Source organism: Pseudomonas palleroniana (assembly GCF_022836895.1).
Lineage (GTDB): Bacteria > Pseudomonadota > Gammaproteobacteria > Pseudomonadales > Pseudomonadaceae > Aquipseudomonas > Aquipseudomonas palleroniana.
The window spans coordinates 2,031,778-2,054,914 of the sequence record NZ_CP092411.1 but is presented as its reverse complement, the minus strand read 5'-3'; the positions used below and the strand labels follow the sequence as shown (position 1 = coordinate 2,054,914).

Genomic DNA, 23,137 nt, shown 5'->3' with positions numbered 1-23,137 from the left:
CGATACACCCGTCAGCCACGGAAATTAACGACGGCCGAGCAGACCGGCCCATTGCACCAGCAGTGCTTCGAGCAACAGCACACGGTTGAGGTTGGCCTTGCCGAGGACCTTCTGGCGCTGAGCGAGAATCCAGTCCTGGATATTCAGTACCTTGTCCTGTGCACTTTTCTGCGCGAGGTACTGCACAACTTTGCGCATATCGGGCAGCCCCAGGCCGCTTTCATCCTGGGTCAACTGGTAGCGCAGGATCAGGCTCGACCAGTCGCAGAACCAGTCGAACAGCAGCAGCAGGGGAACATCCTTCCAGGCGCTTTCAGCCAGCTGGGTGGCCGAGAGTTCCTGCTTGAGCAGTTTCTTCACCCCATCGACCACCAGCGCCCGCTGCTCACGCACGCCCTGGGCCTGCAGCTTGACGGCGGCCAAAGGGGAACCGGCGGCCAGGGTCAACAGCTCGACTCGCTCATCCGCGGAACAGTCCGGCAGTGCCTGCGCCAGCCACTCAAGGCTCATCGCCTCACTCGGCAATGGGCATGCCTGCTGCACGCAACGACTACGAATGGTCGGCAACAAGCGGCTGGACTGATGGCTGACCAACAGAAGTACCGTATCGCCGGACGGTTCTTCCAGGCTCTTGAGCAAGGCGTTGGCAGCATTGATGTTCATGGCCTCCACCGGCTCGATCAAGACCACCTTGCGCCCGCCCATCTGTGCGGTCTGCACCACGAAGCTGACGAGGTCGCGCACCTGGTCGACCTTGATCGCCTTGTCGGCCTCCTCGGGTTCCAGCAGGTAGTTATCCGGGTGGCTGCCTGCCTTGAGCAACAGGCAGGACTTGCATACGCCGCAGGCGTCCAGGTTGACCGGTTGCTGGCACAACAGGCTCGCCATCAAACGCTCGGCCAGATCACGCTTGCCGATACCTGCCGGCCCGTGCAGCAGGTAGGCGTGGGCGTGCTGGGCACGACCGGCCAATTGCTGCCAGAGGCTATCCTGCCAGGGGTAGGCTTCAGCCACGGGTGCGCTCCAGCAATGCAGGCAACAGCGCATCGATGGCGTGTTGCACTTGAGTCAGGGGCTGCGCCGCGTCCAGCAAATAGTAACGCGCAGGCTCGGCGGCGGCGCGCTTGAGGAACGCCGTGCGCACGGCATCAAAAAAGGTGCGGCCTTCCAGTTCGAAACGGTCCAGGCGACCACGGGCACTGGCCCGCGCCAGGCCGACTTCAACCGGCAGGTCGAACACCAGGGTCAGGTCAGGGCGCAAATCGCCTTGCACGAACGTTTCCAACGTGGCGATACGCTCCACCGACAAACCCCGGCCGCCGCCCTGATAGGCATAGGTGGAGTCGGTGAAACGGTCGCAGATCACCACGGCACCGCGTGCCAGCGCCGGGCGAATCACTTCGGCCAGGTGCTGGGCACGGGCGGCGAATACCAGCAATAGCTCGGTGTCCGGGTTCATCTGTTCTTCACCCGGCACCAACAACACTTCACGAATGCGCTCGGCCAGCGGCGTGCCCCCTGGCTCACGGGTCAGCACAACCTCGATGCCCTCTGCGCGCAGCCGTTCGGCCAGGTAATCGCGATTGGTGCTTTTGCCGGCACCTTCCGGGCCTTCCAGGGTAATAAACAAGCCAGTCACAGGCAGTCCTTAGTCAGAGTCATTGCAGGCTTTGCGGCGCGGCAGTGTCCGGCGCGGGCTCAGTGGGCGCATCGGCCGGTGGCGTTGTGTCTTGCGGCGGCTTGACCACCGGCGCCGGGCTGGAGCGATAGTCGGCACGGCGCTTGAGTTGAAACTCACGCACGGCCGCATTATGCGCATCCAGGTCATCGGAAAAAATATGGCTGCCATCGCCACGCGCAACAAAATACAGGCTGCTACCCGGCACCGGGTTCAACGCCGCGTGGATGGCCTCGCGGCCGACCATGGCGATCGGCGTCGGCGGCAGGCCGGCGACCATGTAGGTGTTGTACGGGTTGGCCTCCTTGAGATGCGCCCGCGTCAGCTTGCCGGTGTAGCGTTCGCCCAGGCCATAGATCACCGTCGGGTCGGTCTGCAGCAGCATGCCCATCTTCATGCGCCGCACGAACACCCCGGCAATCTGCCCCCGCTCCTCCGGCACCCCGGTCTCTTTCTCCACCAGCGAGGCCATGATCAGCGCTTGATAGGGATCGGTGTAAGGTGCATCGGCAGCCCGCTTGCTCCACTCCTGGGCGAGTACATCGTCCAGGCGGTTGTAGGCTTTTTTCAGGAATTCGACGTCGGTCATGCCGCGCACGAAGCGATAGGTGTCCGGGAAGAAGCGCCCTTCTGGAAACACGTCCGGGTGGCCGAGTTTTTCCATCACTTCCTTGTCGCTCAGGCCGGACAGGGTCTGCACAATTTTTTCGTGCTTGGCCAACGCCGCACGCACCTGGCGGAAATTCCAGCCTTCGACCAGCGTCAGGCTGTATTGCACCACTTCGCCACGCTGCCATAGACCGATCAAGCCTTCAGCAGTCAGGCCAGGGGTCATGCGGTATTCGCCGCTGTGCAGTGGCTGGCCGTCAAGGTTGAAACGCCAGTACAGGCGCAGCCAGAAGGCACCGTCAAGCACACCCTCGGCCTCCAGGCGATTGAAGGTGCCCGTCGGGGTTGCCCCGGCCGGTACATCCAGCAATTGCTCCTGGCTCAGCTTCAGGGGTTGTTTCAGGGCAGAATCGAGCTTCCAGGCCGAAAAGCCCAGCACAATGCCTGCCGAGACCAAGCCTATCAGCAGCAATAAAAGCAGTTTTCGTATCAACTCAAATATCCAATAGTGCGCGAACAATGCCCTGCAGTTTACGGGTGAGCGGCCCAACCGACCAGCTCATCGCAGCGCAGCCACGCACCGGCCAAATGCCATAAACGCTGTTGCACACAAACACTTCGTCAGCCTGCCGCAACTGCTCCAGGCTGATGTCGGCCACGGTAACAGGGAGGCCCAGTACCTGCGCCTGGGCCAAAACCTCAGCACGCATGACCCCGGCAACCCCGCAACGATTCAGATCAGCGGTCAGCAACCCGCCGTCGCATACCAGGAACAGGTTGCTGAACACGCCTTCGATCACGCGACCGGACATATCCAGCATCAAACCTTCGGCATGCTCGGCGTCCTGCCACTCGGCGCGAGCGATCACCTGCTCCAGGCGATTGAGGTGCTTGAGCCCTGCCAGTAATGGCTGTTCGGCCAAGCGGGTGGCGCACGGAAACAGGCGGACACCTTCAAGTCCATGGGCCGGGGGATAGGATGCGGGCGGACTGCCCTGCAAGATACGGCGCACGGGAGCGCCAGGGTTGATGCCGTAACCGCGCAGGCTGTCGCCGCGGGTAAGGATCAACTTGAGAACGCCGTCGCCGAGGGCGGCGGCATACGCCAGCACTTCGCTGCGGATCAGTGACTGATCCGCAACCAGCGCCAACCGCCTGCACCCCTCATCCAGGCGTTGCAGGTGGCGGTCGAGCAACACAGGCTGCCCGGCCCTGACGGCGATGGTCTCGAACAGCCCGTCGCCATACGCCAGGCCGCGATCTTTCAGAGGCACGCTGCCCGCTGGCTGACCGTCGACCCAGCTGTGCATCACTCGGCGAACCGGCGGAACACCAGGGAACCGTTGGTACCACCAAAACCGAACGAGTTGGAGATCGCCACATCGATCGGCATGGGCTGCGCTTCGTGGGGCACGAAGTTCAGGTCGCAACCTTCGTCCGGCTCATCGAGGTTGATGGTCGGCGGCGCGACCTGATCCTTGATGGCCATTACGCTGAAGATCGCCTCAACCGCGCCCGCCGCACCCAACAGGTGGCCGGTCATGGACTTGGTCGAGCTGACTGCCAGCTTGTAGGCGTGTTCGCCAAACACCGACTTGATCGCCTCGGCTTCCGCCAGGTCACCCGTCGGAGTCGAAGTGCCATGGGCATTGATGTACTGCACCTGGTTGGCATTGACCTTCGCGTCACGCAGGGCATTGGCGATGCAGCGGGCAGCACCGGCACCGTCGGACGGTGGCGAGGTCATGTGGTAGGCGTCACCGCTCATGCCGAAGCCGATCAGCTCGGCATAGATGGTGGCACCGCGCGCCTTGGCGTGCTCCAGCTCTTCCAGTACCAGGGCACCGGCGCCGTCGGACAGTACGAAACCGTCACGGCCCTTGTCCCACGGACGGCTGGCACGGGTCGGTTCGTCATTGCGGGTCGACAGTGCGCGAGACGCGCCAAAGCCGCCCATGCCCAGGCCGCAGGCCGCCATTTCGGCGCCGCCGGCGATCATCACGTCGGCTTCGTCATAGGCGATGTTGCGCGCCGCCATGCCGATGCAGTGCGTGCCGGTGGTGCACGCCGTGGCGATGGCGTAGTTAGGCCCCTGTGCCCCCAGATGGATGGACAGGAAACCGGAAATCATATTGATGATCGAGCCCGGCACGAAGAACGGTGAAATTCGACGAGGGCCGGAATCGTGCAATGTGCGGCTGGTTTCTTCGATATTGGTCAAACCGCCAATACCCGACCCCATGGCCACGCCGATGCGGTCACGGTTGGCGTCGGTGACTTCCAGGCCGGCGTTACGCACTGCCTGAAAACCGGCTGCCAGGCCGTATTGAATGAACAGGTCGAGCTTGCGGGATTCCTTGACCGAGAGGTACTCCTCGACATTGAAACCCTTTACCGAGCCGCCAAAACGGGTGGAATAGGCAGAAAGGTCCGTGTGTTCGATCAGACCAATACCACTGCGGCCAGCCAGAATGCCCTGCCAACTGCTCGGCACATCCGTGCCCAGTGGCGACAACATACCCATACCGGTGACTACGACGCGTCTACGCGACACAGCACTCTCCTTTTTCTAATGACGACACTTTTGCTTCATCGCTTACTTTTCATCAGAGCTAAAGAAAAAACCGCACGCCGTTACAGCAGTGCGGTTTTTCCCTGACAGCAAGCGACGACTACAAACTATTACGCCTGGTGGGCAGTAACGTAGTCGATAGCAGCTTGAACAGTAGTGATTTTTTCAGCTTCTTCGTCCGGGATTTCGGTCTCGAATTCCTCTTCCAGAGCCATCACCAGCTCAACGGTGTCAAGGGAATCGGCACCCAGGTCTTCTACGAAGGAAGCAGTGTTGACCACTTCTTCTTCCTTAACGCCCAGTTGCTCGGCGACGATTTTCTTGACGCGCTCTTCGATGGTGCTCATACCTTGTTTAACTCCTAATGGACAAATTCAGGCAGCTGGCCAGTGGGTAAGTGTATAGAAAGCCATTTCAGCTTTTCAACTGAAAGCTTCACCCTGTACCCAGTCGGCCACCTGCCTATAAATTAAGTTGCAGCTTTATAACGGATTTTAGACAGCTCGTATGACATTTTTTTGAAGCGATCCGTCACAATTTAACTCATGTACATCCCGCCGTTCACCGGGATTGTAGCCCCAGTCACGTATGCCGCACCGTCGGATGCCAGGAAAGAGACCACATTCGCGATCTCTTGAGCCTGGCCCAGACGGCCCAGCGGAATCTGCGTCAGCAAGGCTTCACGCTGCGCCTCAGGCAGTTCACGGGTCATATCGGTGTCGATGAACCCAGGGGCCACCGAGTTGACCGTAATCGACCGCGAACCGACCTCACGCGCCAGTGCACGGCTGAAACCTTCCAGGCCGGCCTTGGCGGAGGCATAGTTTACTTGGCCTGCGTTGCCCATGGCACCCACTACGGAGCCAATATTGATAATTCGGCCCCAACGCGCCTTGGTCATGCCGCGCAAAACGCCCTTGGACAAGCGAAACAGACTGTTCAAGTTGGTGTCGACCACGTCGTACCACTCGTCGTCTTTCATGCGCATCATCAGGTTGTCGCGGGTGATGCCGGCGTTGTTTACCAGGATCGACGGAGCGCCGAACTGTGCAGTGATTTCAGCCAGTACGGCAGCCACGGACTCATCGCTGGTCACGTTCAGCTCAAGGCCAGTGCCCTGAACGCCGTTTTCCTTCAGGGTCGCGGCGATACGCTCGGCGCCCGAAGCGGAAGTGGCGGTGCCGATCACGACCGCGCCCTGACGGCCCAATTCCAGGGCGATCGCCTGGCCAATGCCACGGCTTGCGCCGGTGACCAGTGCAACTTTACCTTGCAGACTCATGCAGGCTTCTCCTAAGTGTGGGGATCAGGCCAGTGCCGCGCGCGCGGCAGCGAAGGCATCCGGGGTATTCAGGTTGGCAGTCGACACGCCGTCGGCACAGCGCTTGTTGAGGCCGGCCAGGACTTTGCCCGGGCCACACTCGACCAACTCGGTGGCGCCGTTGGCAGCCAGAGCCTGGACCGATTCAACCCAACGCACAGGCTTATAGAGCTGCTCCAGCAGGTCGCGCTTGAGGGTGCCGAGGTCGGCAGCCACGGCGGCGCTGACGTTCTGTACCAACGGAATCTGCGGCGCCTGCCAGTCGATCGCATTGATGGACTCGGCAAAACGCTCGGCGGCCGGGCGCATCAGCTCGCAGTGGGACGGCACGCTCACCGGCAAGGGTAGCGCACGCTTGGCGCCACGGGCCTTGCAACCTTCGATGGCGCGCTCAACGGCAGCCTTGGCGCCGGCGATCACCACCTGGCCCGGGGAGTTGAAGTTGACCGCACTGACCACTTCGCCCTGGGCGGCTTCGGCGCAAGCCTCGATCACCACAGCATCGTCCAGGCCCAGGATCGCGGCCATGCCGCCCTGCCCGGCCGGAACGGCTTCTTGCATCAACTGCCCCCGACGCTCGACCAACTTGACCGCTTCGGCCAGGGTCAAGCTGCCCGCGGCAACCAATGCACTGTATTCACCCAGGCTGTGGCCGGCAACGAATGCCGGGCGCGCGCCACCTTCTGCCAACCACAAGCGCCACAGGGCGATCGAAGCGGTCAGGATGGCCGGCTGGGTTTTGTCGGTTTGATTGAGTTGCTCTTCCGGCCCTTGCTGGGTCAGTGCCCACAGGTCGTAACCCAGGGCATCGGAAGCTTCCTTGAAGGTTTCCAGAACCAGCGGATATTGCGCGCCCAGCTCGGCCAACATGCCGAGGGACTGCGAACCCTGCCCTGGAAAGACGAATGCGAGGGATGTAGACATGTAACAAGCCCCTAATGATCTGGTCGTCAAAAAATGGTCGCTCCTACGGTGGGAGCGAACGAAACTGACAGATTGGATGGTCAATTGAACTGGCCGGTCACATTTAAGCATTCCCGGGCCGATTCGCCTAAGACAACAAATCCTCAAGCCGGCCGTGCAAACGCTGCGGCAGGTTTTCCTGGATTTCGATCACCGCACGCGCAATCGCACTTTGAAAGCCTTCCACCCCCGCCGAGCCATGGCTTTTCACCACGATGCCCTGCAAACCGAGAAAGCTGGCGCCATTGTGCCGTGCCGGGGCCAGGTCAGCCTGCAAGCGGCGCATCAACGGCAATGCCAGGGCGCCGACCACACGCGACGCCAGGTTTCGCCTGAACAACGCTTCAATACGCGCGGCGATCATGGTCGCCAGGCCTTCGCTGGATTTAAGCAGGATATTGCCAACAAACCCATCGCATACCACCACATCCGCTTCGCCCCGGTACAAACCATCACCTTCGACAAAGCCGATGTAATTCAAGCCCCGCGCGCCCTGCAGCAACGTAGCCGCCAACTTGACCTGCTGGTTGCCCTTGATGTCTTCGGTGCCAATGTTCAGCAGGGCCACCCGCGGCCGGGCCACGCCCAGCGCTTCGGCGGCCACCGCGCCCATCACGGCGAACTGGAACAGGTGCTCGGCGCTGCAATCGACGTTCGCGCCCAGGTCCAGCAACTGGCAATAGCCCTTCTGCGTCGGAATTGCCGCCACCATCGCCGGCCGATCAATACCGGGCAGCGTCTTGAGCACATACCGCGACAACGCCATCAAGGCCCCGGTGTTCCCCGCACTGACACAGGCTTGCACCTTGCCATCGCGTAACAGCTCCAGGGCCACCCGCATCGAGGAATCAGGTTTGCCACGCAAGGCGGTCGCAGGCTTTTCATCCATTCCGATGGTTTCGCTGGCCGGCGTAATCGTCAGGCGCGCGCGATCCACTGCCGGATGGCCAGCAATCAGTTCTTCAAGTAAGGAGGGTTGACCGACGAGGGTCAGGTGCAGCGAGGGCGTAGCAGACAGGCTGGCAATGCAAGCCTGAACAATGCTGCGGGGACCGAAGTCCCCGCCCATTGCGTCAATCGCGATGACTTGAGCAGACAAGTGATTACTCGTCAGCGCCCTTGTCGATCACTTTACGGCCACGGTAAACGCCTTCTGGCGATACGTGGTGACGCAGGTGAACTTCACCGGTGGTCTTTTCTACGGACAGGGTGCTTGCCTCGAGAGCGTCGTGCGAACGGCGCATGTCACGGGCGGAGCGGGATTTTTTGTTCTGCTGAACAGCCATAATTGATTAACTCCTAAACGTTTGGGTCACGCTTTAACTGCGCCAATACACTGAACGGGTTGGACCGCGTTACCTCGTCCTCGCTCGGTTCGGGCTCGTCATCGAGGCCCGCCGGCTGCTGGCATTCTTCCGGATGATGAGCAGGCACAATGGGCAAGGCGAGCAAAAGCTCCTCCTCGATCAGTGCATGCAGATCCAAAGGATCTTCGCCCAGTTCCAGCACGTCATAACCTTTCGGCAACGACTGGGTATTCGCACCCTCCTTCACCACAGCATAACTGCACTCGCTGTGGATCGGCAGGGTGACCAGCTCAAGACAACGCTGGCAAACCATTTTGACTTCGGTGTCGATAAAACTGTGGATTACCACAGCCTTACGCTCATCTCGTTCAAAAACGAATTTGGCCTGCACCGTACCGACACTGTCGGAAAGCGGGTCGCAGAGTCTCTCCAAATCGGCCAGCGGCAATTCACCTTGAAGGGAAGTGCCACGATCTGCCAATTTGCGCGGGTCAACGTGAGGTGGAATCGGGTCATTCAACATAGGCGCAGCATTATAGGGATGCACCCAGCCATGTCAAAGGAAATTCAGCCCTGTGCGTCAGCCGGTCGCCCCGCTAGAATCGGCGACTGCCTTGAGGAGACGTCCATGCTGCCTTTATTACTCGCATCCAGCTCGGTTTATCGCCGGGAATTGCTGAGCCGACTGCACCTGCCGTTCATCTGCAGCTCGCCGGATATCGACGAAACCCCTCACGCAAATGAGTCCGCCGTGGCGCTGGTCAAGCGCCTGGCCGAAGACAAGGCCCGCGCCCTCGCCACTACCCACACAGGGCACCTGATCATCGGTTCGGACCAGGTAGCCGCGCTTGACGGCCAGATCATCGGCAAACCGCACACCTTCGAGAAGGCTCGCGAACAGTTGCTGGCGGCCAGCGGCAAGCGCGTCAGCTTCCTCACCGGCCTGGCGCTGCTCAACAGCCAAACCGGGCAGTGCCAGGTGGATTGCGTGCCGTTTACCGTGCACATGCGTGTCCTGGACGCGGAGCGCATCGAACGCTACCTGCGGATCGAGCAGCCGTATGATTGCGCAGGCAGCTTCAAAGCCGAGGGTTTGGGCGTGAGTTTGTTTCAGAGCACAGAAGGGCCGGATGCGACGAGCTTAGTGGGCCTGCCGCTGATCCGACTGGTGGACATGCTGCTGGCCGAAGGCGTACAGACCCCCTGACAACACCACAAAACCACTGTGGGAGGGGGCTTGCTCCCGATTGCAGTGGGTCAGCTACAAATAAAGTGACTGATACACCGCTATCGGGAGCAAGCCCCCTCCCACATTTTAAGCTGCATACACCTGGAGGTATCAGCGCAAAGTCGGGCCCTGGAAGCCCATATACAAGGCCAGCTTCTCCGCCACACTGGCACCGAGCTTCTTGGAGAACCGATCGAACGGCGATTCTTCAACCGTGAAATCTACCAACTCCTTCTCGCCGACCACATCCCGCGCCACCGAACTGGCACTGCCCAACCCATCGATCAAGCCCAGCGGCAATGCCTGCTCGCCAGACCACACCAACCCGGAGAACAGCTCCGGATGGTCTTTATCCTTCAGGCGATCACCACGCCCCTGCTTCACACTGGCAATGAACTGACGATGAGTGGTGTCGAGCACGCCCTGCCAGAACTGGGTTTCGTCAGCTTTTTGCGGTTGAAATGGGTCCAGAAACGCTTTGTGCTCGCCCGAGGTATAGGTGCGACGCTCCACCCCCAGCTTCTCCATGGTGCCGACAAAGCCGTAACCGGCAGCCGTCACACCAATGGAGCCGACCAGACTGGCCTTATCGGCGTAGATCTGATCAGCGGCGCTGGCGATGTAATAAGCACCCGAGGCACCCAGGTCGGCGATCACTGCGTACAGCTTGGTATCCGGATGCAGCGTGCGCAGGCGGCGAATCTCGTCATACACGTAGCCTGATTGCACAGGGCTGCCACCTGGGCTGTTGATGCGCAGGATCACGGCCTTGACCTTGGGATCTTCGAACGCAGCGCGCAGGCTGCTGACAATGTTGTCGGCGCTGGCCGACTCCTTGTCGGCTATTACCCCGCGCACTTCGATCAGCGCAGTGTAGTGACCGCCACGGGTAGCGCTCTTTTCCACGTCCATCAAAGGACTGAACAGCGCCAGCATGGCGAGTAGGTAAACAAAGGTCAGCAATTTGAAGAAAATCCCCCAACGTCTTGAACGACGCTGCTCCTGGACACTGGCCAGCAGCGTCTTCTCCAACAGCTTCCAGCTTTTATCGTCGCTGCTTTCGGCCTTTTCGGGCGCTTTCCACTCGTCACTCATGCCATCAACCCCAGCAAAGACTTATCGGGCCTGACCGAGCCAGGCCTGCAATTCAGAAAAATGATCAATCATCAGCCTCGGCTCGTAGGGCTGCAAGGCCTCGGCCGACTGGGCACCATAGCTGACGGCCACACTGTCCATCCCGGCATTGCGCGCCATCATCAAGTCGAAGGAAGCATCCCCCACCATCAACGCCTGGCGCGGCGCCACACCACAGTGAGCCAGGATCTGCTCCAGCATCAGAGGGTGAGGCTTGCTGGCAGTTTCATCCGCAGCGCGGGTGATATCGAAATAATCCTCAAAGCCATGGGCCTTGAGCACACGATCGAGCCCGCGCCGTGCCTTGCCGGTCGCCACGGCGAGGTGATAGCCCTCGGCGCGAAAGGTCTCGAGGGATTGCCGCACGCCATCAAATAGCGGCGAAGGCTGCGCCTCCAAGGCAATATAATGATCGGCATAGTGCTGGCGAAACGCGATCAGCTCTTGATCGTCGATCTCCGGATACAACGTGCGTATCGCTTCAGGCAAGCCCAGGCCGATGATGCCCTTGACCGCCGAGTCGCTGCACAGCGCGAAGCCGGAGCGGGTCGAGGCCATGTGCATGGACTCGACAATGCGGCCAATGGAGTCAGCCAGCGTGCCATCCCAATCAAAGATCAGCAGCTTGTAGTCAGGGTGCGGCACTCAAACGCTCCACGGTCTGGGCCCACATCTCGTCGACCGGCGCCTGCAGCTTCAGCTCGCCACCGTCCGGCAGCGGCACGGTCAGCATGTAGGCGTGCAGGAACAGGCGCTTGCCGCCCAGGTCGCGGATTTCCTTGGAGAAATCTTCGTCCCCGTACTTGGTGTCACCCGCAATACAGTGGCCCGCGTGCAAGGTATGCACGCGAATCTGGTGGGTACGCCCGGTCACCGGCTTGGCCTCGACCATGGTGGCGAAGTCGCCGAAACGGCGCAGCACCTTGAACAGAGTCAGCGCCTCCTTGCCCTCCTCGTCCACTTCGACCATCCGTTCGCCAGAGCGCAGATTGCTCTTCTGCAACGGCGCCCGGACGCTCTTGAGGGAGCTGGCCCAGTGACCGCGCACCAGCGCCATATAGCGTTTGTCCACACCGTCACCCCGCAGGGCGGTGTGCAAGTGACGCAACATGCTGCGTTTCTTGGCGATCATCAGCAGGCCGGAGGTGTCACGGTCCAGGCGATGAACCAGTTCCAGCTCCTTGGCATCCGGGCGCAACTGACGAAAGGCTTCGATGACCCCGAAATTCAGGCCGCTGCCACCGTGGACCGCAATGCCACACGGCTTGTTGATCACGATCAGCTTGTTGTCTTCGAAGACAATCGAGGCTTCCAGGCGCTGCAACAAACCCTGGGCCAACGGCACAGGTTCGTCACGCTCCGGCACGCGAACCGGCGGCACACGGACGATATCGCCCGCCTGCAGCTTGTACTCGGGCTTGATCCGGCCCTTGTTCACGCGCACTTCACCTTTTCGCAAGATGCGGTAAATCAAGGTCTTGGGCACGCCTTTGAGCCTGGCCAGGAGAAAATTGTCGATGCGTTGGCCGGCATATTCCGGCGAGACCTCAAGCAGCTGGACGCTGGGGGTCTGGGGGGCGGTAGTCGTCATGGCGGCGATGATAACAATTTTTTATGGAATTGAAGCACTTAATCATTACTGCTATAGTCGCGAACGCCGCCAAAAGCGGCCTGGCCAGAGGACTTGCGGCAAACTGCCGGCCCTGACCATCGCAATTCATCAGGACGCGAGGCCGTCCTACGGGGCTTTCGCCACGTTGGAAGACTCGGGATTGTAACAAGCGCAGGTGACATGAGGCCTGAAGCGAGTGCAGAAAGCAGAGTGAATACTCGCGTTTTGCGCCGATATTTACGGCCAGTTCACAAAGTGCAGTCAGTCTTGAGCCAGACCATGGCGAATGCTTCGGAAATAACGCCTGTTAAGAGCTGAGTGAGAGCGCAATCGCCCACACCCAGTCCTGTTTAGCCATGAGCGTGAACTCCCCATTGGAGAACACGGTAAATGCCAACCCGCTGCGGATTCTGCGCGCGGCAGCACCCGAATTATCAGGGATACGTGTAGGGTGGAGATGCACAACCGTCGGACCGTGTAGCACTAGGCTTATATTTAGACGCTTCATCTCGTCCACAGTCGCCGGTTGATTCCTCCTCCTGACCTTAGCTTTTGTTGAAGTGGTGCCTTTGTCACCACCGCTAACAAGCAGGACGCGTCCGTCGCGATACCGGCCCAATTGGCTGGTGTTTGCTGGACACTGGAGTGGCCAACCACTCTTGACGCACCTGACACCGACCGTGAGAAGTCGTGTGTGCCGAACGCCGTTTCCGGCAGCCCGGAAACCGACGGTACAACATGAAAAGAATGCTGATTAACGCAACTCAACCCGAAGAGTTGCGTGTTGCACTGGTAGATGGCCAACGCCTCTACGACCTGGACATCGAATCCGGTGCACGCGAGCAAAAGAAGGCCAACATCTATAAAGGCCGTATTACTCGCATCGAACCAAGCCTTGAGGCTGCCTTTGTCGACTTCGGCTCCGAGCGCCACGGCTTCCTGCCCCTCAAGGAAATCTCCCGCGAATACTTCAAGAAAGCTCCTGAAGGCCGCGTGAACATCAAGGACGTCCTGAGCGAAGGCCAGGAAGTCATCGTCCAGGTCGAGAAAGAAGAACGTGGCAACAAGGGCGCCGCCCTGACCACCTTCATCAGCCTGGCCGGCCGTTACCTGGTCCTGATGCCGAACAACCCACGTGCCGGCGGCATTTCCCGTCGCATCGAAGGCGAAGAGCGCAACGAACTGCGTGAAGCGCTGAACGGCCTGATCGCCCCGGCCGACATGGGCCTGATCGTGCGCACTGCCGGCCTGGGCCGCAGCAGCGAAGAAATGCAGTGGGACCTCGACTACCTGCTGCAACTGTGGACCGCCATCAAAGAAGCGTCCCTGGATCGTTCCGCGCCGTTCCTGATCTACCAGGAAAGCAACGTGATCATCCGCGCCATCCGCGATTACCTGCGCCAGGACATCGGCGAAGTGCTGATCGACAGCGTTGAAGCCCAGGACGAAGCCCTGACCTTCATCCGCCAGGTGATGCCGCAGTACGCCAGCAAGATCAAGCTGTACGAAGACAGCGTGCCGCTGTTCAACCGTTTCCAGATCGAAAGCCAGATCGAGACCGCCTTCCAGCGCGTGGTCGAACTGCCTTCCGGCGGCTCCATCGTGATCGACCCGACCGAAGCCCTGGTGTCCATCGACATCAACTCGGCGCGTGCCACGAAAGGTAGCGACATCGAAGAAACCGCCCTGCAGACCAACCTGGAAGCGGCTGAAGAAATCGCCCGCCAGTTGCGCCTGCGTGATATCGGCGGCCTGATCGTGATCGACTTCATCGACATGACCCCCGCCAAGAACCAGCGCGCCGTGGAAGAGAAAGTCCGCGAATGCCTGGAAGCTGACCGCGCCCGCGTACAGGTCGGCCGCATCTCGCGCTTCGGCCTGCTGGAAATGTCCCGTCAGCGCCTGCGTCCGTCCCTGGGCGAAAGCAGCGGCATCGTCTGCCCGCGCTGCAACGGCACCGGCATCATCCGTGACGTTGAATCGCTGTCCCTGGCGATCCTGCGCCTGATCGAAGAAGAAGCCCTGAAAGACCGCACCGCCGAAGTCCGCGCCCAGGTGCCGATCCCGGTCGCCGCATTCCTGCTCAATGAAAAACGCAACTCGATCACCAAGATCGAACTGCGCACCCGTGCCCGTATCGTGATCCTGCCGAACGATCACCTGGAAACGCCGCACTTCGAAGTGCAGCGCCTGCGTGACGACAGCCCGGAAGCCCACAACAACCAGTCCAGCTACGAAATCGCGGCTGCCGCTGCCGAAGTGGAAGAAGTCCAGCCGGCTGCCGCGACGCGCACCCTGGTTCGCCAGGAAGCCGCCGTGAAGACTGCGCCGGCGCGTGCCAATGCACCGGTCCCGACTGAAGCGGCTGCCCCGGTTGCTGCTCCAGCCGCCCTGCCTGAGCCGAGCCTGTTCAAAGGCCTGGTGAAATCGCTGGTCAGCCTGTTCGCCACCAAGGAAGAGCCTGCTGCTCCGGTTGTGGTTGAAAAACCGGCCACCGAACGTCCGGCGCGCAACGAAGAACGTCGCAACGGCCGCCAGCAGAGCCGTAACCGCAACGGTCGTCGCGATGAAGAGCGCAAGCCACGCGAAGAACGTGCACCGCGTGAAGAACGCGCGCCACGTGAAGAGCGTGCACCTCGCGAAGCCCGTGAAGAAACCCCGACCGTAGCCCGCGAAGAACGCGCACCGCGTGAAGAGCGTGCACCGCGCACGCCACGTGCACCGCGTGAAGATCGCAAGCCACGTGGCGAGCGTGAAGAACGCGTGCGTGAACTGCGCGAACCGCTGGACGCAGCGCCAGCCGCTGCCGCTGCCGTTGCCGGTGCTGCGGTCGTCGCCGAAGAGCGCCCGGCTCGCCAGCCACGTGAAGAGCGTGCGCCTCGTGAGGAGCGCCAACCACGCCCACCGCGTGAAGAGCGTCAACCGCGTGCCGAACAAGCCGCTGCCGCCAGCGAAGAAGAAGTCCTGAACGGCGAAGAGCAACTGCAGGAAGACGGCCAGGACAACGCCGAAGGCGATCGCCCACGCCGCCGCTCCCGTGGCCAGCGTCGTCGCAGCAACCGTCGTGAGCGTCAACGCGATGCCAATGGCAATGTGATCGAAGGCTCGGAAGAAGCCGGCGAGAACGCCGAAGCCGCTACCAGCGAGCCGACGGGCGCCGAACTGGCTGCCGGCCTGGCCGTGACTGCCGCGGTTGCCAGCTCGGTCATCAGCGCACCTGCTGAAGCCCAGGCTCACGAACAGGCTGAACGCGCAACTGCTGCTGCTGAAGAAACTGCGGTTGTAGAAGCACCTGCTGCCCAGACCCCAGTGGTTGAAGCGCCGGTTGTTGAAGCACCTGTTGTTGAAACCCCAGTCGTAGAAGCACCAGTAGTCGAAGCCACTACCCCAATCGAAGCGCCGGTTGTTCCGGAAGTGGAAGTTGCCCAGGCTCCTGAAGCCCAGCCAGAAGCAGAAGTGGCGGCTGTTGAGCCGACACCTGTAGCTGAGCCTGAGCCAGTGGTCGAAGCTGCTGTTGAAGCTCCGGTTGTCGAAGCGGCTCCAGAAGTACGAGAAGTTCGCGAAGAACAGACCGCCTTCCAATGGACTGCCGAGCCAGCCGCTCCGGTTGAAGCGCCAACGCCTGCCCCTGCGGTAGAAGAAGTGTCGGAACCGGTTGCCGAAGTCGTGGCTGCCGAGCCAGCCCCAGTGGTTCAGCCTGCTCCGGTCGTAGAACCTGCAGCAGTAGTTGAGGCGCCGGTAGCTGCCGAAGTGGCCGCCCCTGCGGTTGAAGCCGCACCGGTCAGCGCCCTGACCGAAAACGGCCGTGCACCGAACGATCCACGTGAAGTGCGCCGTCGTCGCAAGGAAGCTGAAGCCGCAGCTGCTGCTGCCGCAGCACAGGAAGCAGAGCACGAGAGCAAACCTCTCGCCTGATTCCAGCCGCCACAAGAAAGCCCCGCCTGAGTGATCAGGCGGGGCTTTTTTATGTGATCTGTCCCGTCCTGAATAAGGCTTAACGCGGTCATTGTGGGAGGGGGCTTGCTCCCGATGGACTGCGTAGCAGGCCCATTTTTGAGGCCGCTGCGCGGCCTATCGGGAGCAAGTCGAATCGTCGCACCGCCCCTCCCACAGGTTATTCATCGTCTGCTCTATCGCTTAACTGACAGGCATTAGAGCTTGCCCCCTCCCACACTCAGATCGGCTTGAAGTTCAAGGATTGCGGAACATCGACATCCCAGAGCACACCCGGGTCTTCAACCGCCACTTCGCTGACCAACGCGTGCGCAAACAATGATCGTCCTCCACGATCACCGGTCAATGCCATCAGCTCAAGCCCAAATGCCTGGTCAAACGCTACAGGATGCCCATACCGCCCATCCTGCACCGGCACACGGATACCGCCCGCCTCCAGCCCCTCGATCACCCGCTCAATGCTCGAGGGCCGAATAAACGGCATATCTCCCAGCACCACCAGCCAGCCATCCGCCGCACCGCTGGCCGCGACCGCCGCGGCAATGCTGTCGCCCATGCCCGCCGATTCCAGCAACACGACTTTGCAACCCTGCGCCTCGGCCAACCGAATGACCTCCAGGCGCTCCGGCGAGGTCACCACCCAACGCTCAACGAGCGTCGCCGGCAGGTTCACCAGCACCTGCTCGAGTACCGGCCGCGTCACGCCATCCAATCCGCTGCAATCGGCCAGCAGCTTGTCCTGGTCGGCACCGGCTTCGGCACGGAAACGACTGCCCTGCCCTGCCGCCAGTACAATCGCCGTCACCGTCACTCGGCGACCACCGGCAGCGGCTTTTTCTGCATCGGCGCAACACCGTTCTTGATTGCGACGACTTCAGCCATCAGCGACAAGGCAATTTCAGCAGGCGTGTGGCTACCGATATGCAAGCCGATCGGTCCATGCAAGCGCGCAATCGCCTCGGCCGTCAGCCCGAGCGCCGCCAGGGTTTCCCGGCGCTTCTGGGTATTGACCCGCGAGCCCAGCGCGCCGACGTAGAAGGCATCGGAATTCAATGCCGTCAGCAACGCCATATCATCCAGGCGGGGGTCGTGGGTCAGGCAGACGATGGCTGTGCGCTCGTCGGTCTGAATGTTCAGTACCGCCTCATCCGGCATGCCCGGCACAAACCGACCATGCTGTTCTTCCCAGCCGTAGACGAACTCTTCACGCGGGTCGCAGACCAACACTTCGAAATCCAGCAAGCGCGCCATTTGGGCCACGTAGCGCGACAACTGCCCGGCACCGATCAACAGCAGGCGCCAGCGCGGGCCATAGATGGCGCGCAGGCGCTCCCCGTCAAATGTCACCACATCCGTCTTGCTTGCGCTGCCGAGGGTCACAGTACCCGTGGCCAGATCCAGCTCCCGGGCGACAATCTGATGGTCCTCACAACGCGCCAGCAGCTGTGCAACCCATTGCCAGTCGCCTACCCGTTCTTCGGTCAGGCGCAACGTGCCACCGCACGGCAGGCCGAAGCGCGCCGCCTCATCGCGGGTGACCCCGTATGTCACCAACTGCACGGGCGGGCCGTCTTCCGGCAGGCGACCATCCTGCAGGCGCGCAATCAGATCATCCTCAATGCAACCGCCAGACACCGAGCCGATCACGACCCCGTCGCCCCGCAATGCCAACATCGCCCCGGGCGGACGCGGTGCACTGCCCCAGGTCTGGACCACGCTGTACAACACCACCCGCTGCCCGGCGCGACGCCATTCGAGCACACTGCGCAGGACATTCAGATCCACGCTATCCATCCAACCTCCTGCCGGCCTTACAACGATTACTCACCCAATCACTGTAAAGCAAAAGCCTCCAGAGTGACCGGCCACAAACGCAAACGCCCCGAAACAGTCGGGGCGTTTGTGGAGGGCTTCGGCGTCAGTTCACGCCAGCAGCGAGTTACTTGATGACAGGAGCAGGGCCTTCGGCCACACCCAGGTCATCTTCCGGACGGGTATCGGAGATACCGGTTCCACCGGACGCCAGCTCGCTCCGCAGCTTGTCGGTGTCCAGCTCCTTGACCCACTTGGCGACAACGATAGTGGCAACGGCGTTACCGACCAGGTTGGTCAGGGCGCGCGCTTCGGACATGAAGCGGTCGATACCCAGGATCAGTGCCAGGCCGGCAACCGGCAGGTGGCCGACGGCCGACAGAGTAGCAGCCAGTACGATAAAGCCCGAACCGGTCACGCCCGCAGCGCCTTTGGAGGACAGCAACAGCACCAGCAGCAGGGTGATCTGGTGGGTGATATCCATGTGGGTGTCAGTCGCCTGGGCGATGAACACGGCAGCCATGGTCAGGTAGATCGAAGTACCGTCGAGGTTGAAGGAGTAGCCGGTGGGGATCACCAGGCCGACTACGGATTTCTTCGCGCCCAGGCGCTCCATCTTGATCAGCATGCGTGGCAGCGCGGATTCGGAAGAGGAAGTGCCCAGTACGATCAGCAGTTCTTCACGGATATAGCGCACCAGCTTCAACACGCTGAAACCGTGGGCGCGGCAGATGGCACCCAGCACCACCACCACGAACAGGACGCAGGTGATGTAGAAGCAGATCATCAGCTGACCCAGTTGCACCAGGGAACCTACACCGTAGGCACCGATGGTGAATGCCATGGCACCCAGGGCACCAATTGGCGCGAGCTTCATGATCATGTTGATGATGTTGAACATGACGTGGGCGAAGCGATCGATGAAGTCCAGCACCGGCTTGCCGTAGGCACCCAGGCGATGCAGGGCAAAACCGAAGATCACCGAGAACATCAGCACTTGCAGGATGTCACCGTTGGCAAAGGCGCCGACGATGGTGTTCGGAATCACATTGAGGATAAAGCCAACCACGCTCTGGTCTGCACCGGCAGTCACGTAGGCCGCGACTTTCGAGGCGTCCAGGGTAGCCACGTCGATGTGCATGCCGGCACCCGGTTGCACAACGTTGACCACGACCAGGCCGATCAGCAGGGCGATGGTGGAAACGATTTCGAAGTACAGCAGCGCGTAGCCGCCGGTTTTGCCGACCGATTTCATGCTTTGCATGCCAGCGATACCGCTGACAACGGTGCAGAAGATGATCGGGGCGATGACCATTTTGATCAGCTTGATAAAGCCGTCACCCAGTGGCTTGAGCGCCACGCCGGTCTGCGGGTAGAAATGACCGAGCAAAATACCGATAACGATTGCAACGATCACCTGGAAATACAGGGATTTGTACAGTGGCTGACGAGTCGTCATTGCAAAGTTCCTCAATCGTCCCGTGTAGCAAATATCCGCCATTGCCCACGACACTTGAATTGCGAACCCTCCTGCACTGGAGGGATTTGTTGTTTGCGAGGCTGGTAGGACCAGGCCTGCGCTGCCATCTCTTATCGCAAACGCCGTGCCACTTTCTGCAAATCCGCTGAAGGCCTTTAGACATCAGGCCTGGGCGCGCTCAACCTTCCTTCACGCGCCCTGAACAAGTGGCGGGTTTCCGCCATGTAGCCAAATCCCGTCCTACAATTTGGCGGATATCCGCCTTGTCGCACCACCCAGTGATGGCTAACATCCGCCACTCCATGGACGAGGCCCTCACATGCGTGAACGCACCATCGCCAGTCACTACGCCCGAGCGGCCCTGGTCGGTGCCCGTCGGGCGGGCTATGACTACTCGGCCCTGCTGCAACAGGTGGGCATTACCCCTGAGTTGCTGACCGAGCCCCGCGCCCGCATTGCGCCTGAACAATTTACCCGGCTGTTGCAGATGCTCTGGCTGGAGCTCGACGACGAGTACCTGGGGTTCGCTGAAGGTTCGAGTAAACGCGGCACCTTCGCCATGATGTGCCACGCGCTGATTCACTGCCGCACCCTGGAGAAGGCTCTGGAACGCGGTTTATTATTTTATAGCTTATTCCCACAGGGTCCGCGCTGGCATCTGACAAGAGAAGGCGACATGGCTCGTCTGAGCCTGGATGACTCACAGCTGTGGGACCCGGATCACTTCCTGAGCGAATGCCTGCTGGTGATCTGGCATCGCCTGGGCAGTTGGTTGATCGGCCAGCGAATCCGGTTGCATCAGGCGACGTTCCACTACCCGATGCCGGCCCATGCAGGCGAATATGACTTGCTCTTCCCCTGCCCTCAGGTATTCAACGCACCGAGCAGTAGCCTGGTATTCCCCTGCCGCTATTTGAGCCTGCCCTTGCTGCAGGACGAACGTACGCTCAAGCATTTTCTGCAGCGCTCGCCCGCAGACTTGCTGTCACGACCGGACGAAGGCGACAGCTTGAGCAGCCAATTACGCCGCTTGTTAAGCCGTGACCGCACGCCTTGGCCGGACCTGGAGGCCGTGGCGCAGCACCTGCACATCAGCCCGCAGACCCTGCGCCGACACCTGCGCGAGGAAGGCACCAGTTTCCAGGCACTCAAAGATGAATTGCGGCGAGACATCGCCATTTATCACTTGGGGCGGGCCAATCTGTCGCTGCAGGAAATCGCCGAGCAGTTGGGGTTCTCCGAACCGTCGGCGTTTCATCGGGCGTTCAAGAAGTGGACGGGGCTCACGCCAGGCGCCTACCGGGCGCAGGAAAATTAAGGTGGCGCCAGTACTGACGCCATCGGGAGCAAGCCCCCTCCTACCCTTGAATGTGTTCACAAATCAAAATGTGGGAGGGGGCTTGCCCCCGATGAGGCCAGTTCGGCCACCAAAAAATCACACAGCCGGGAAGTGAATCTTGAACGCCGCGCCGCCCAACGCCGAATCACCCAAAGTCAGGCGTGCGCCATAACTTTCGATAATGTCCTTGACCACCGCCAGCCCAATGCCCTGCCCCGGATGCTGACGGTCCAGCCGTTCGCCCCTTTGCAGAATCCGTGCGCGCTGATCCGGTGGCACACCGGGGCCATCGTCCTCGATACACAGCTCAGTGCCGGCAAGATTTTCTACCAGGCTGATACGCACTTCGCTCAGGCACAGGCGATAGGCGTTTTCCAGCAGGTTGCCGAGCATTTCGAGCAGGGCGCCTTTCTCGATGGGCACATAACCCTCGTCCGGCAAGTCGAAGGACACGGTAACGCGCTTGTCGCGGTACACCTTGCCCAGTGTGTCGCAGAGGCTTTGCAGCACCGGCGCAAGATGCACCTGGTGGCGCACCAGGCCACTTTTGCGCAGGCTGGCACGTTGCAGCTGGTAGCCGATCTGCTGGCTCATACGTTCAATCTGCGATTGTAGAACCATGGCCTGACCACGTTCTTCGGGACGCTGCGCCATGTCTTCACTCACGCCCTGCAATACCGCCAGCGGGGTTTTCAGGCTGTGGGCGAGGTCGTCGAGGGAATCGCGATAGCGGGTACGCTGCTCACGCTCGCTGTGCAGCAACCGATTGAGGGAGCCGGTGAGGCGCAACAGTTCGCGTGGGTGTTCTTCGGTGAGGCTTTCGCGCGTGCCACTTTCAATCTGGTCCAGCTCCTGGCTCAGGCGTCGCAGGGCTTGCAGCCCCCACGTCAAGCCCAGCCAGAGCAAGGTCAACAGCACCAGCAAGGCCGCGCCGAAGCCCAGGTAGAGGTTTTCCCGCAGCCCCTCAAGGGTCAGTTGATATTCGCGTACCGGTTGCAACGCGACGATGCTGAACGCGGCACTTTTGCCTCCCAGCAGCTTGACCTCGACGTCATACACGAAGAACTCCTGGCCACCGGCTTCGCGGATACGCGCAAATTCGTTGCCACGCCCATCGTAACGCGGCCGGTAGTTGATGTTTTCTTCCTGGGTTGCCCGCGACCGCCACACCAGATGGCCTTCGCGGTCATAGATATAGCCCAGCAGCCGGCTGTCGGTGAGGTTGAAACGCTCATCGGGCAACTGCGCGGGCATCAGCAAGCGGTTGTTTTCGACGCGTGCCGCAGAAATCAGGGTGGTCACATCCGACGCCAGGCGCTGCTCGATGGAGTCCTGCAACGCCAAGCTGAAAGCGCCTTGCATGGCGGGCAACAAGCCCAACATAAACAGCACGGCCAGGGTCGCGGCCGCCAGCATCAAGCGCACACGTAGCGAGCGAATCAACGGCAGCGCTCATTGAACAGGTAACCCAAGCCACGCACGGTATCGATCGGCTTGAACCCCGCCGGGCCTTCCAGCTTGCGACGCAGGCGGCCCACCAACACTTCGATAACGTTCGGATCACGCTCGTCATCATCGGGATAGAGCTGCTCCATCAGGCGATCCTTGGCGACCACCTGCTGATGGTGGCGCATCAAGTACTCGAGAATACGGTACTCATAAGCGGTCAACGCCAAGGGTTGCTCATCCAGGGAAGCCTGTTTGCGGTTGAGGTCCAGCAACAGCGGCCCCGCCACGATCGTGGACTGGGTGAAACCACTGGAGCGGCGCAACAGGGCATTCATGCGCGCCTCCAGTTCTTCGAACTGGAATGGCTTGACCACATAGTCGTCGGCACCGGCGGCCAAGCCTTCGACCTTGTCCTGCCAGTTGCCCCGGGCCGTGAGGATCAGGATCGGGAAACTCTTGGCCTGGGTGCGCAATTGGCGGATCAGGTCCAGACCGCCCATGCCGGGCAGGCCGAGGTCGATGATGGCCAGGTCGTGATTGAACTGGCCAGTCTGGTACAAGGCTTCTTCGGCATTGGCCACGGCTTCGACCACATGCCCACTGTCGGTCAGGCGGGTCAACAGGTGATGACGCAACAGCGCCTCATCTTCCACCACCAGCAATTTCATAAGGCTCTCCA

22 protein-coding genes are annotated in these 23,137 nt (G+C 60.9%); 3 read left to right on the top strand and 19 right to left on the bottom strand.

Going from position 1 to position 23,137, the window contains the following annotated elements; translation table 11 throughout:
* Positions 1–24: 24 nt before the first annotated feature.
* From MJP36_RS09390 to MJP36_RS09340, 11 genes are all read right to left on the bottom strand, one after another.
* Positions 25–1,014, bottom strand: a complete 990-nt coding sequence (locus tag MJP36_RS09390) for a DNA polymerase III subunit delta' (RefSeq protein WP_104994591.1) — start codon at positions 1,012–1,014, stop codon at positions 25–27.
* Complete coding sequence (gene tmk, locus MJP36_RS09385; RefSeq protein ID WP_244385223.1) at positions 1,007–1,639, bottom strand: dTMP kinase; 633 nt, start codon at positions 1,637–1,639, stop codon at positions 1,007–1,009. The genes MJP36_RS09390 and tmk overlap by 8 nt, the downstream gene beginning before the upstream one ends.
* A gap of 19 nt (positions 1,640–1,658) precedes the next feature.
* Positions 1,659–2,780 (bottom strand): endolytic transglycosylase MltG, encoded by a 1,122-nt coding sequence (gene mltG, locus MJP36_RS09380; RefSeq protein WP_060756302.1) that lies wholly within the window; start codon positions 2,778–2,780, stop codon positions 1,659–1,661.
* Between the two features lies 1 nt (position 2,781).
* Complete coding sequence (gene pabC / locus MJP36_RS09375) at positions 2,782–3,597, bottom strand: aminodeoxychorismate lyase (RefSeq protein WP_244385222.1); 816 nt, start codon at positions 3,595–3,597, stop codon at positions 2,782–2,784.
* Complete coding sequence (gene fabF / locus MJP36_RS09370; protein ID WP_060756304.1) at positions 3,597–4,841, bottom strand: beta-ketoacyl-ACP synthase II; 1,245 nt, start codon at positions 4,839–4,841, stop codon at positions 3,597–3,599. Before fabF ends, pabC begins: the two co-directional genes overlap by 1 nt.
* A 128-nt stretch (positions 4,842–4,969) precedes the next feature.
* Positions 4,970–5,206 carry an acyl carrier protein gene (acpP, locus tag MJP36_RS09365; RefSeq protein ID WP_007987170.1) on the bottom strand — a complete coding sequence of 79 codons (237 nt, stop codon included), beginning with the start codon at positions 5,204–5,206 and terminating at the stop codon, positions 4,970–4,972.
* 191 nt (positions 5,207–5,397) lie between these two features.
* Positions 5,398–6,141, bottom strand: a complete 744-nt coding sequence (gene fabG / locus MJP36_RS09360; protein WP_060756305.1) for a 3-oxoacyl-ACP reductase FabG — start codon at positions 6,139–6,141, stop codon at positions 5,398–5,400.
* 24 nt (positions 6,142–6,165) lie between these two features.
* Positions 6,166–7,104 (bottom strand): ACP S-malonyltransferase, encoded by a 939-nt coding sequence (gene fabD, locus MJP36_RS09355; RefSeq protein WP_060756306.1) that lies wholly within the window; start codon positions 7,102–7,104, stop codon positions 6,166–6,168.
* 127 nt (positions 7,105–7,231) lie between these two features.
* The gene (gene plsX / locus MJP36_RS09350; protein WP_090369099.1) at positions 7,232–8,242 is read right to left on the bottom strand and encodes a phosphate acyltransferase PlsX; all 1,011 of its coding nucleotides are present in this window, start codon (positions 8,240–8,242) and stop codon (positions 7,232–7,234) included.
* Positions 8,243–8,246: 4 nt separating this feature from the next.
* A complete protein-coding gene (gene rpmF, locus MJP36_RS09345; protein ID WP_003179396.1) occupies positions 8,247–8,429 on the bottom strand; it encodes a 50S ribosomal protein L32 in 183 nt (60 codons plus the stop codon).
* A gap of 13 nt (positions 8,430–8,442) precedes the next feature.
* The gene (locus tag MJP36_RS09340; RefSeq protein WP_060756308.1) at positions 8,443–8,973 is read right to left on the bottom strand and encodes a YceD family protein; all 531 of its coding nucleotides are present in this window, start codon (positions 8,971–8,973) and stop codon (positions 8,443–8,445) included.
* Between the two features lie 105 nt (positions 8,974–9,078).
* Between MJP36_RS09340 and MJP36_RS09335 the strand changes: the two genes are divergently transcribed.
* Complete coding sequence (locus tag MJP36_RS09335; RefSeq protein ID WP_244385221.1) at positions 9,079–9,657, top strand: Maf family protein; 579 nt, start codon at positions 9,079–9,081, stop codon at positions 9,655–9,657.
* A 132-nt stretch (positions 9,658–9,789) separates the two neighbouring features.
* Here the strand turns inward: MJP36_RS09335 and MJP36_RS09330 are convergent, their stop codons facing one another.
* From MJP36_RS09330 to rluC, 3 genes are read right to left on the bottom strand one after another with little or no spacing between them, the layout of a single operon-like run.
* Positions 9,790–10,773, bottom strand: a complete 984-nt coding sequence (locus tag MJP36_RS09330; protein WP_244385220.1) for a S49 family peptidase — start codon at positions 10,771–10,773, stop codon at positions 9,790–9,792.
* 21 nt (positions 10,774–10,794) lie between these two features.
* Positions 10,795–11,457 carry an HAD-IA family hydrolase gene (locus MJP36_RS09325; protein WP_244385219.1) on the bottom strand — a complete coding sequence of 221 codons (663 nt, stop codon included), beginning with the start codon at positions 11,455–11,457 and terminating at the stop codon, positions 10,795–10,797.
* The gene (gene rluC / locus MJP36_RS09320; RefSeq protein ID WP_060756312.1) at positions 11,444–12,403 is read right to left on the bottom strand and encodes a 23S rRNA pseudouridine(955/2504/2580) synthase RluC; all 960 of its coding nucleotides are present in this window, start codon (positions 12,401–12,403) and stop codon (positions 11,444–11,446) included. Before rluC ends, MJP36_RS09325 begins: the two co-directional genes overlap by 14 nt.
* A 759-nt stretch (positions 12,404–13,162) precedes the next feature.
* Between rluC and rne the strand changes: the two genes are divergently transcribed.
* Positions 13,163–16,339: a ribonuclease E gene (rne, locus tag MJP36_RS09315; protein ID WP_482082804.1), complete on the top strand. Its 3,177-nt coding sequence runs from the start codon at positions 13,163–13,165 to the stop codon at positions 16,337–16,339.
* Between the two features lie 259 nt (positions 16,340–16,598).
* On the opposite strand, the gene MJP36_RS09310 is transcribed toward rne, so the two are convergent.
* The 3 genes from MJP36_RS09310 to MJP36_RS09300 form a co-directional block, all read right to left on the bottom strand.
* The gene (locus tag MJP36_RS09310) at positions 16,599–17,189 is read right to left on the bottom strand and encodes a nucleotidyltransferase family protein (RefSeq protein ID WP_090369090.1); all 591 of its coding nucleotides are present in this window, start codon (positions 17,187–17,189) and stop codon (positions 16,599–16,601) included.
* Positions 17,186–18,172 carry an XdhC family protein gene (locus MJP36_RS09305; RefSeq protein ID WP_244385217.1) on the bottom strand — a complete coding sequence of 329 codons (987 nt, stop codon included), beginning with the start codon at positions 18,170–18,172 and terminating at the stop codon, positions 17,186–17,188. Before MJP36_RS09305 ends, MJP36_RS09310 begins: the two co-directional genes overlap by 4 nt.
* Positions 18,173–18,317: 145 nt before the next feature.
* A complete protein-coding gene (locus MJP36_RS09300) occupies positions 18,318–19,649 on the bottom strand; it encodes a dicarboxylate/amino acid:cation symporter (RefSeq protein ID WP_244385216.1) in 1,332 nt (443 codons plus the stop codon).
* A 340-nt stretch (positions 19,650–19,989) separates the two neighbouring features.
* Here MJP36_RS09300 and MJP36_RS09295 point away from each other — a divergent pair, with 340 nt between their 5' ends.
* Positions 19,990–20,988 (top strand): AraC family transcriptional regulator, encoded by a 999-nt coding sequence (locus MJP36_RS09295; RefSeq protein ID WP_060756318.1) that lies wholly within the window; start codon positions 19,990–19,992, stop codon positions 20,986–20,988.
* Between the two features lie 117 nt (positions 20,989–21,105).
* Here MJP36_RS09295 and MJP36_RS09290 read toward each other — a convergent pair whose 3' ends face one another.
* A complete protein-coding gene (locus MJP36_RS09290; protein WP_060756319.1) occupies positions 21,106–22,452 on the bottom strand; it encodes an ATP-binding protein in 1,347 nt (448 codons plus the stop codon).
* Positions 22,449–23,126 carry a response regulator transcription factor gene (locus tag MJP36_RS09285; RefSeq protein WP_060756320.1) on the bottom strand — a complete coding sequence of 226 codons (678 nt, stop codon included), beginning with the start codon at positions 23,124–23,126 and terminating at the stop codon, positions 22,449–22,451. The genes MJP36_RS09290 and MJP36_RS09285 overlap by 4 nt, the downstream gene beginning before the upstream one ends.
* Positions 23,127–23,137: the final 11 nt, after the last annotated feature.

Coding starts and splice junctions, on each gene's coding strand:
- MJP36_RS09300 (WP_244385216.1), bottom strand. CDS start 19,649: ATGACGACTCGTCAGCCACTGTACAAATCCCTGTATTTCCAGGTGATC.
- rpmF (WP_003179396.1), bottom strand. CDS start 8,429: ATGGCTGTTCAGCAGAACAAAAAATCCCGCTCCGCCCGTGACATGCGC.
- MJP36_RS09330 (WP_244385220.1), bottom strand. CDS start 10,773: ATGAGTGACGAGTGGAAAGCGCCCGAAAAGGCCGAAAGCAGCGACGAT.
- rluC (WP_060756312.1), bottom strand. CDS start 12,403: ATGACGACTACCGCCCCCCAGACCCCCAGCGTCCAGCTGCTTGAGGTC.
- acpP (WP_007987170.1), bottom strand. CDS start 5,206: ATGAGCACCATCGAAGAGCGCGTCAAGAAAATCGTCGCCGAGCAACTG.
- fabG (WP_060756305.1), bottom strand. CDS start 6,141: ATGAGTCTGCAAGGTAAAGTTGCACTGGTCACCGGCGCAAGCCGTGGC.
- rne (WP_482082804.1), top strand. CDS start 13,163: ATGAAAAGAATGCTGATTAACGCAACTCAACCCGAAGAGTTGCGTGTT.
- MJP36_RS09285 (WP_060756320.1), bottom strand. CDS start 23,126: ATGAAATTGCTGGTGGTGGAAGATGAGGCGCTGTTGCGTCATCACCTG.
- MJP36_RS09305 (WP_244385217.1), bottom strand. CDS start 18,172: ATGGATAGCGTGGATCTGAATGTCCTGCGCAGTGTGCTCGAATGGCGT.
- MJP36_RS09335 (WP_244385221.1), top strand. CDS start 9,079: ATGCTGCCTTTATTACTCGCATCCAGCTCGGTTTATCGCCGGGAATTG.
- MJP36_RS09295 (WP_060756318.1), top strand. CDS start 19,990: ATGCGTGAACGCACCATCGCCAGTCACTACGCCCGAGCGGCCCTGGTC.
- MJP36_RS09340 (WP_060756308.1), bottom strand. CDS start 8,973: ATGTTGAATGACCCGATTCCACCTCACGTTGACCCGCGCAAATTGGCA.
- fabD (WP_060756306.1), bottom strand. CDS start 7,104: ATGTCTACATCCCTCGCATTCGTCTTTCCAGGGCAGGGTTCGCAGTCC.
- pabC (WP_244385222.1), bottom strand. CDS start 3,597: ATGCACAGCTGGGTCGACGGTCAGCCAGCGGGCAGCGTGCCTCTGAAA.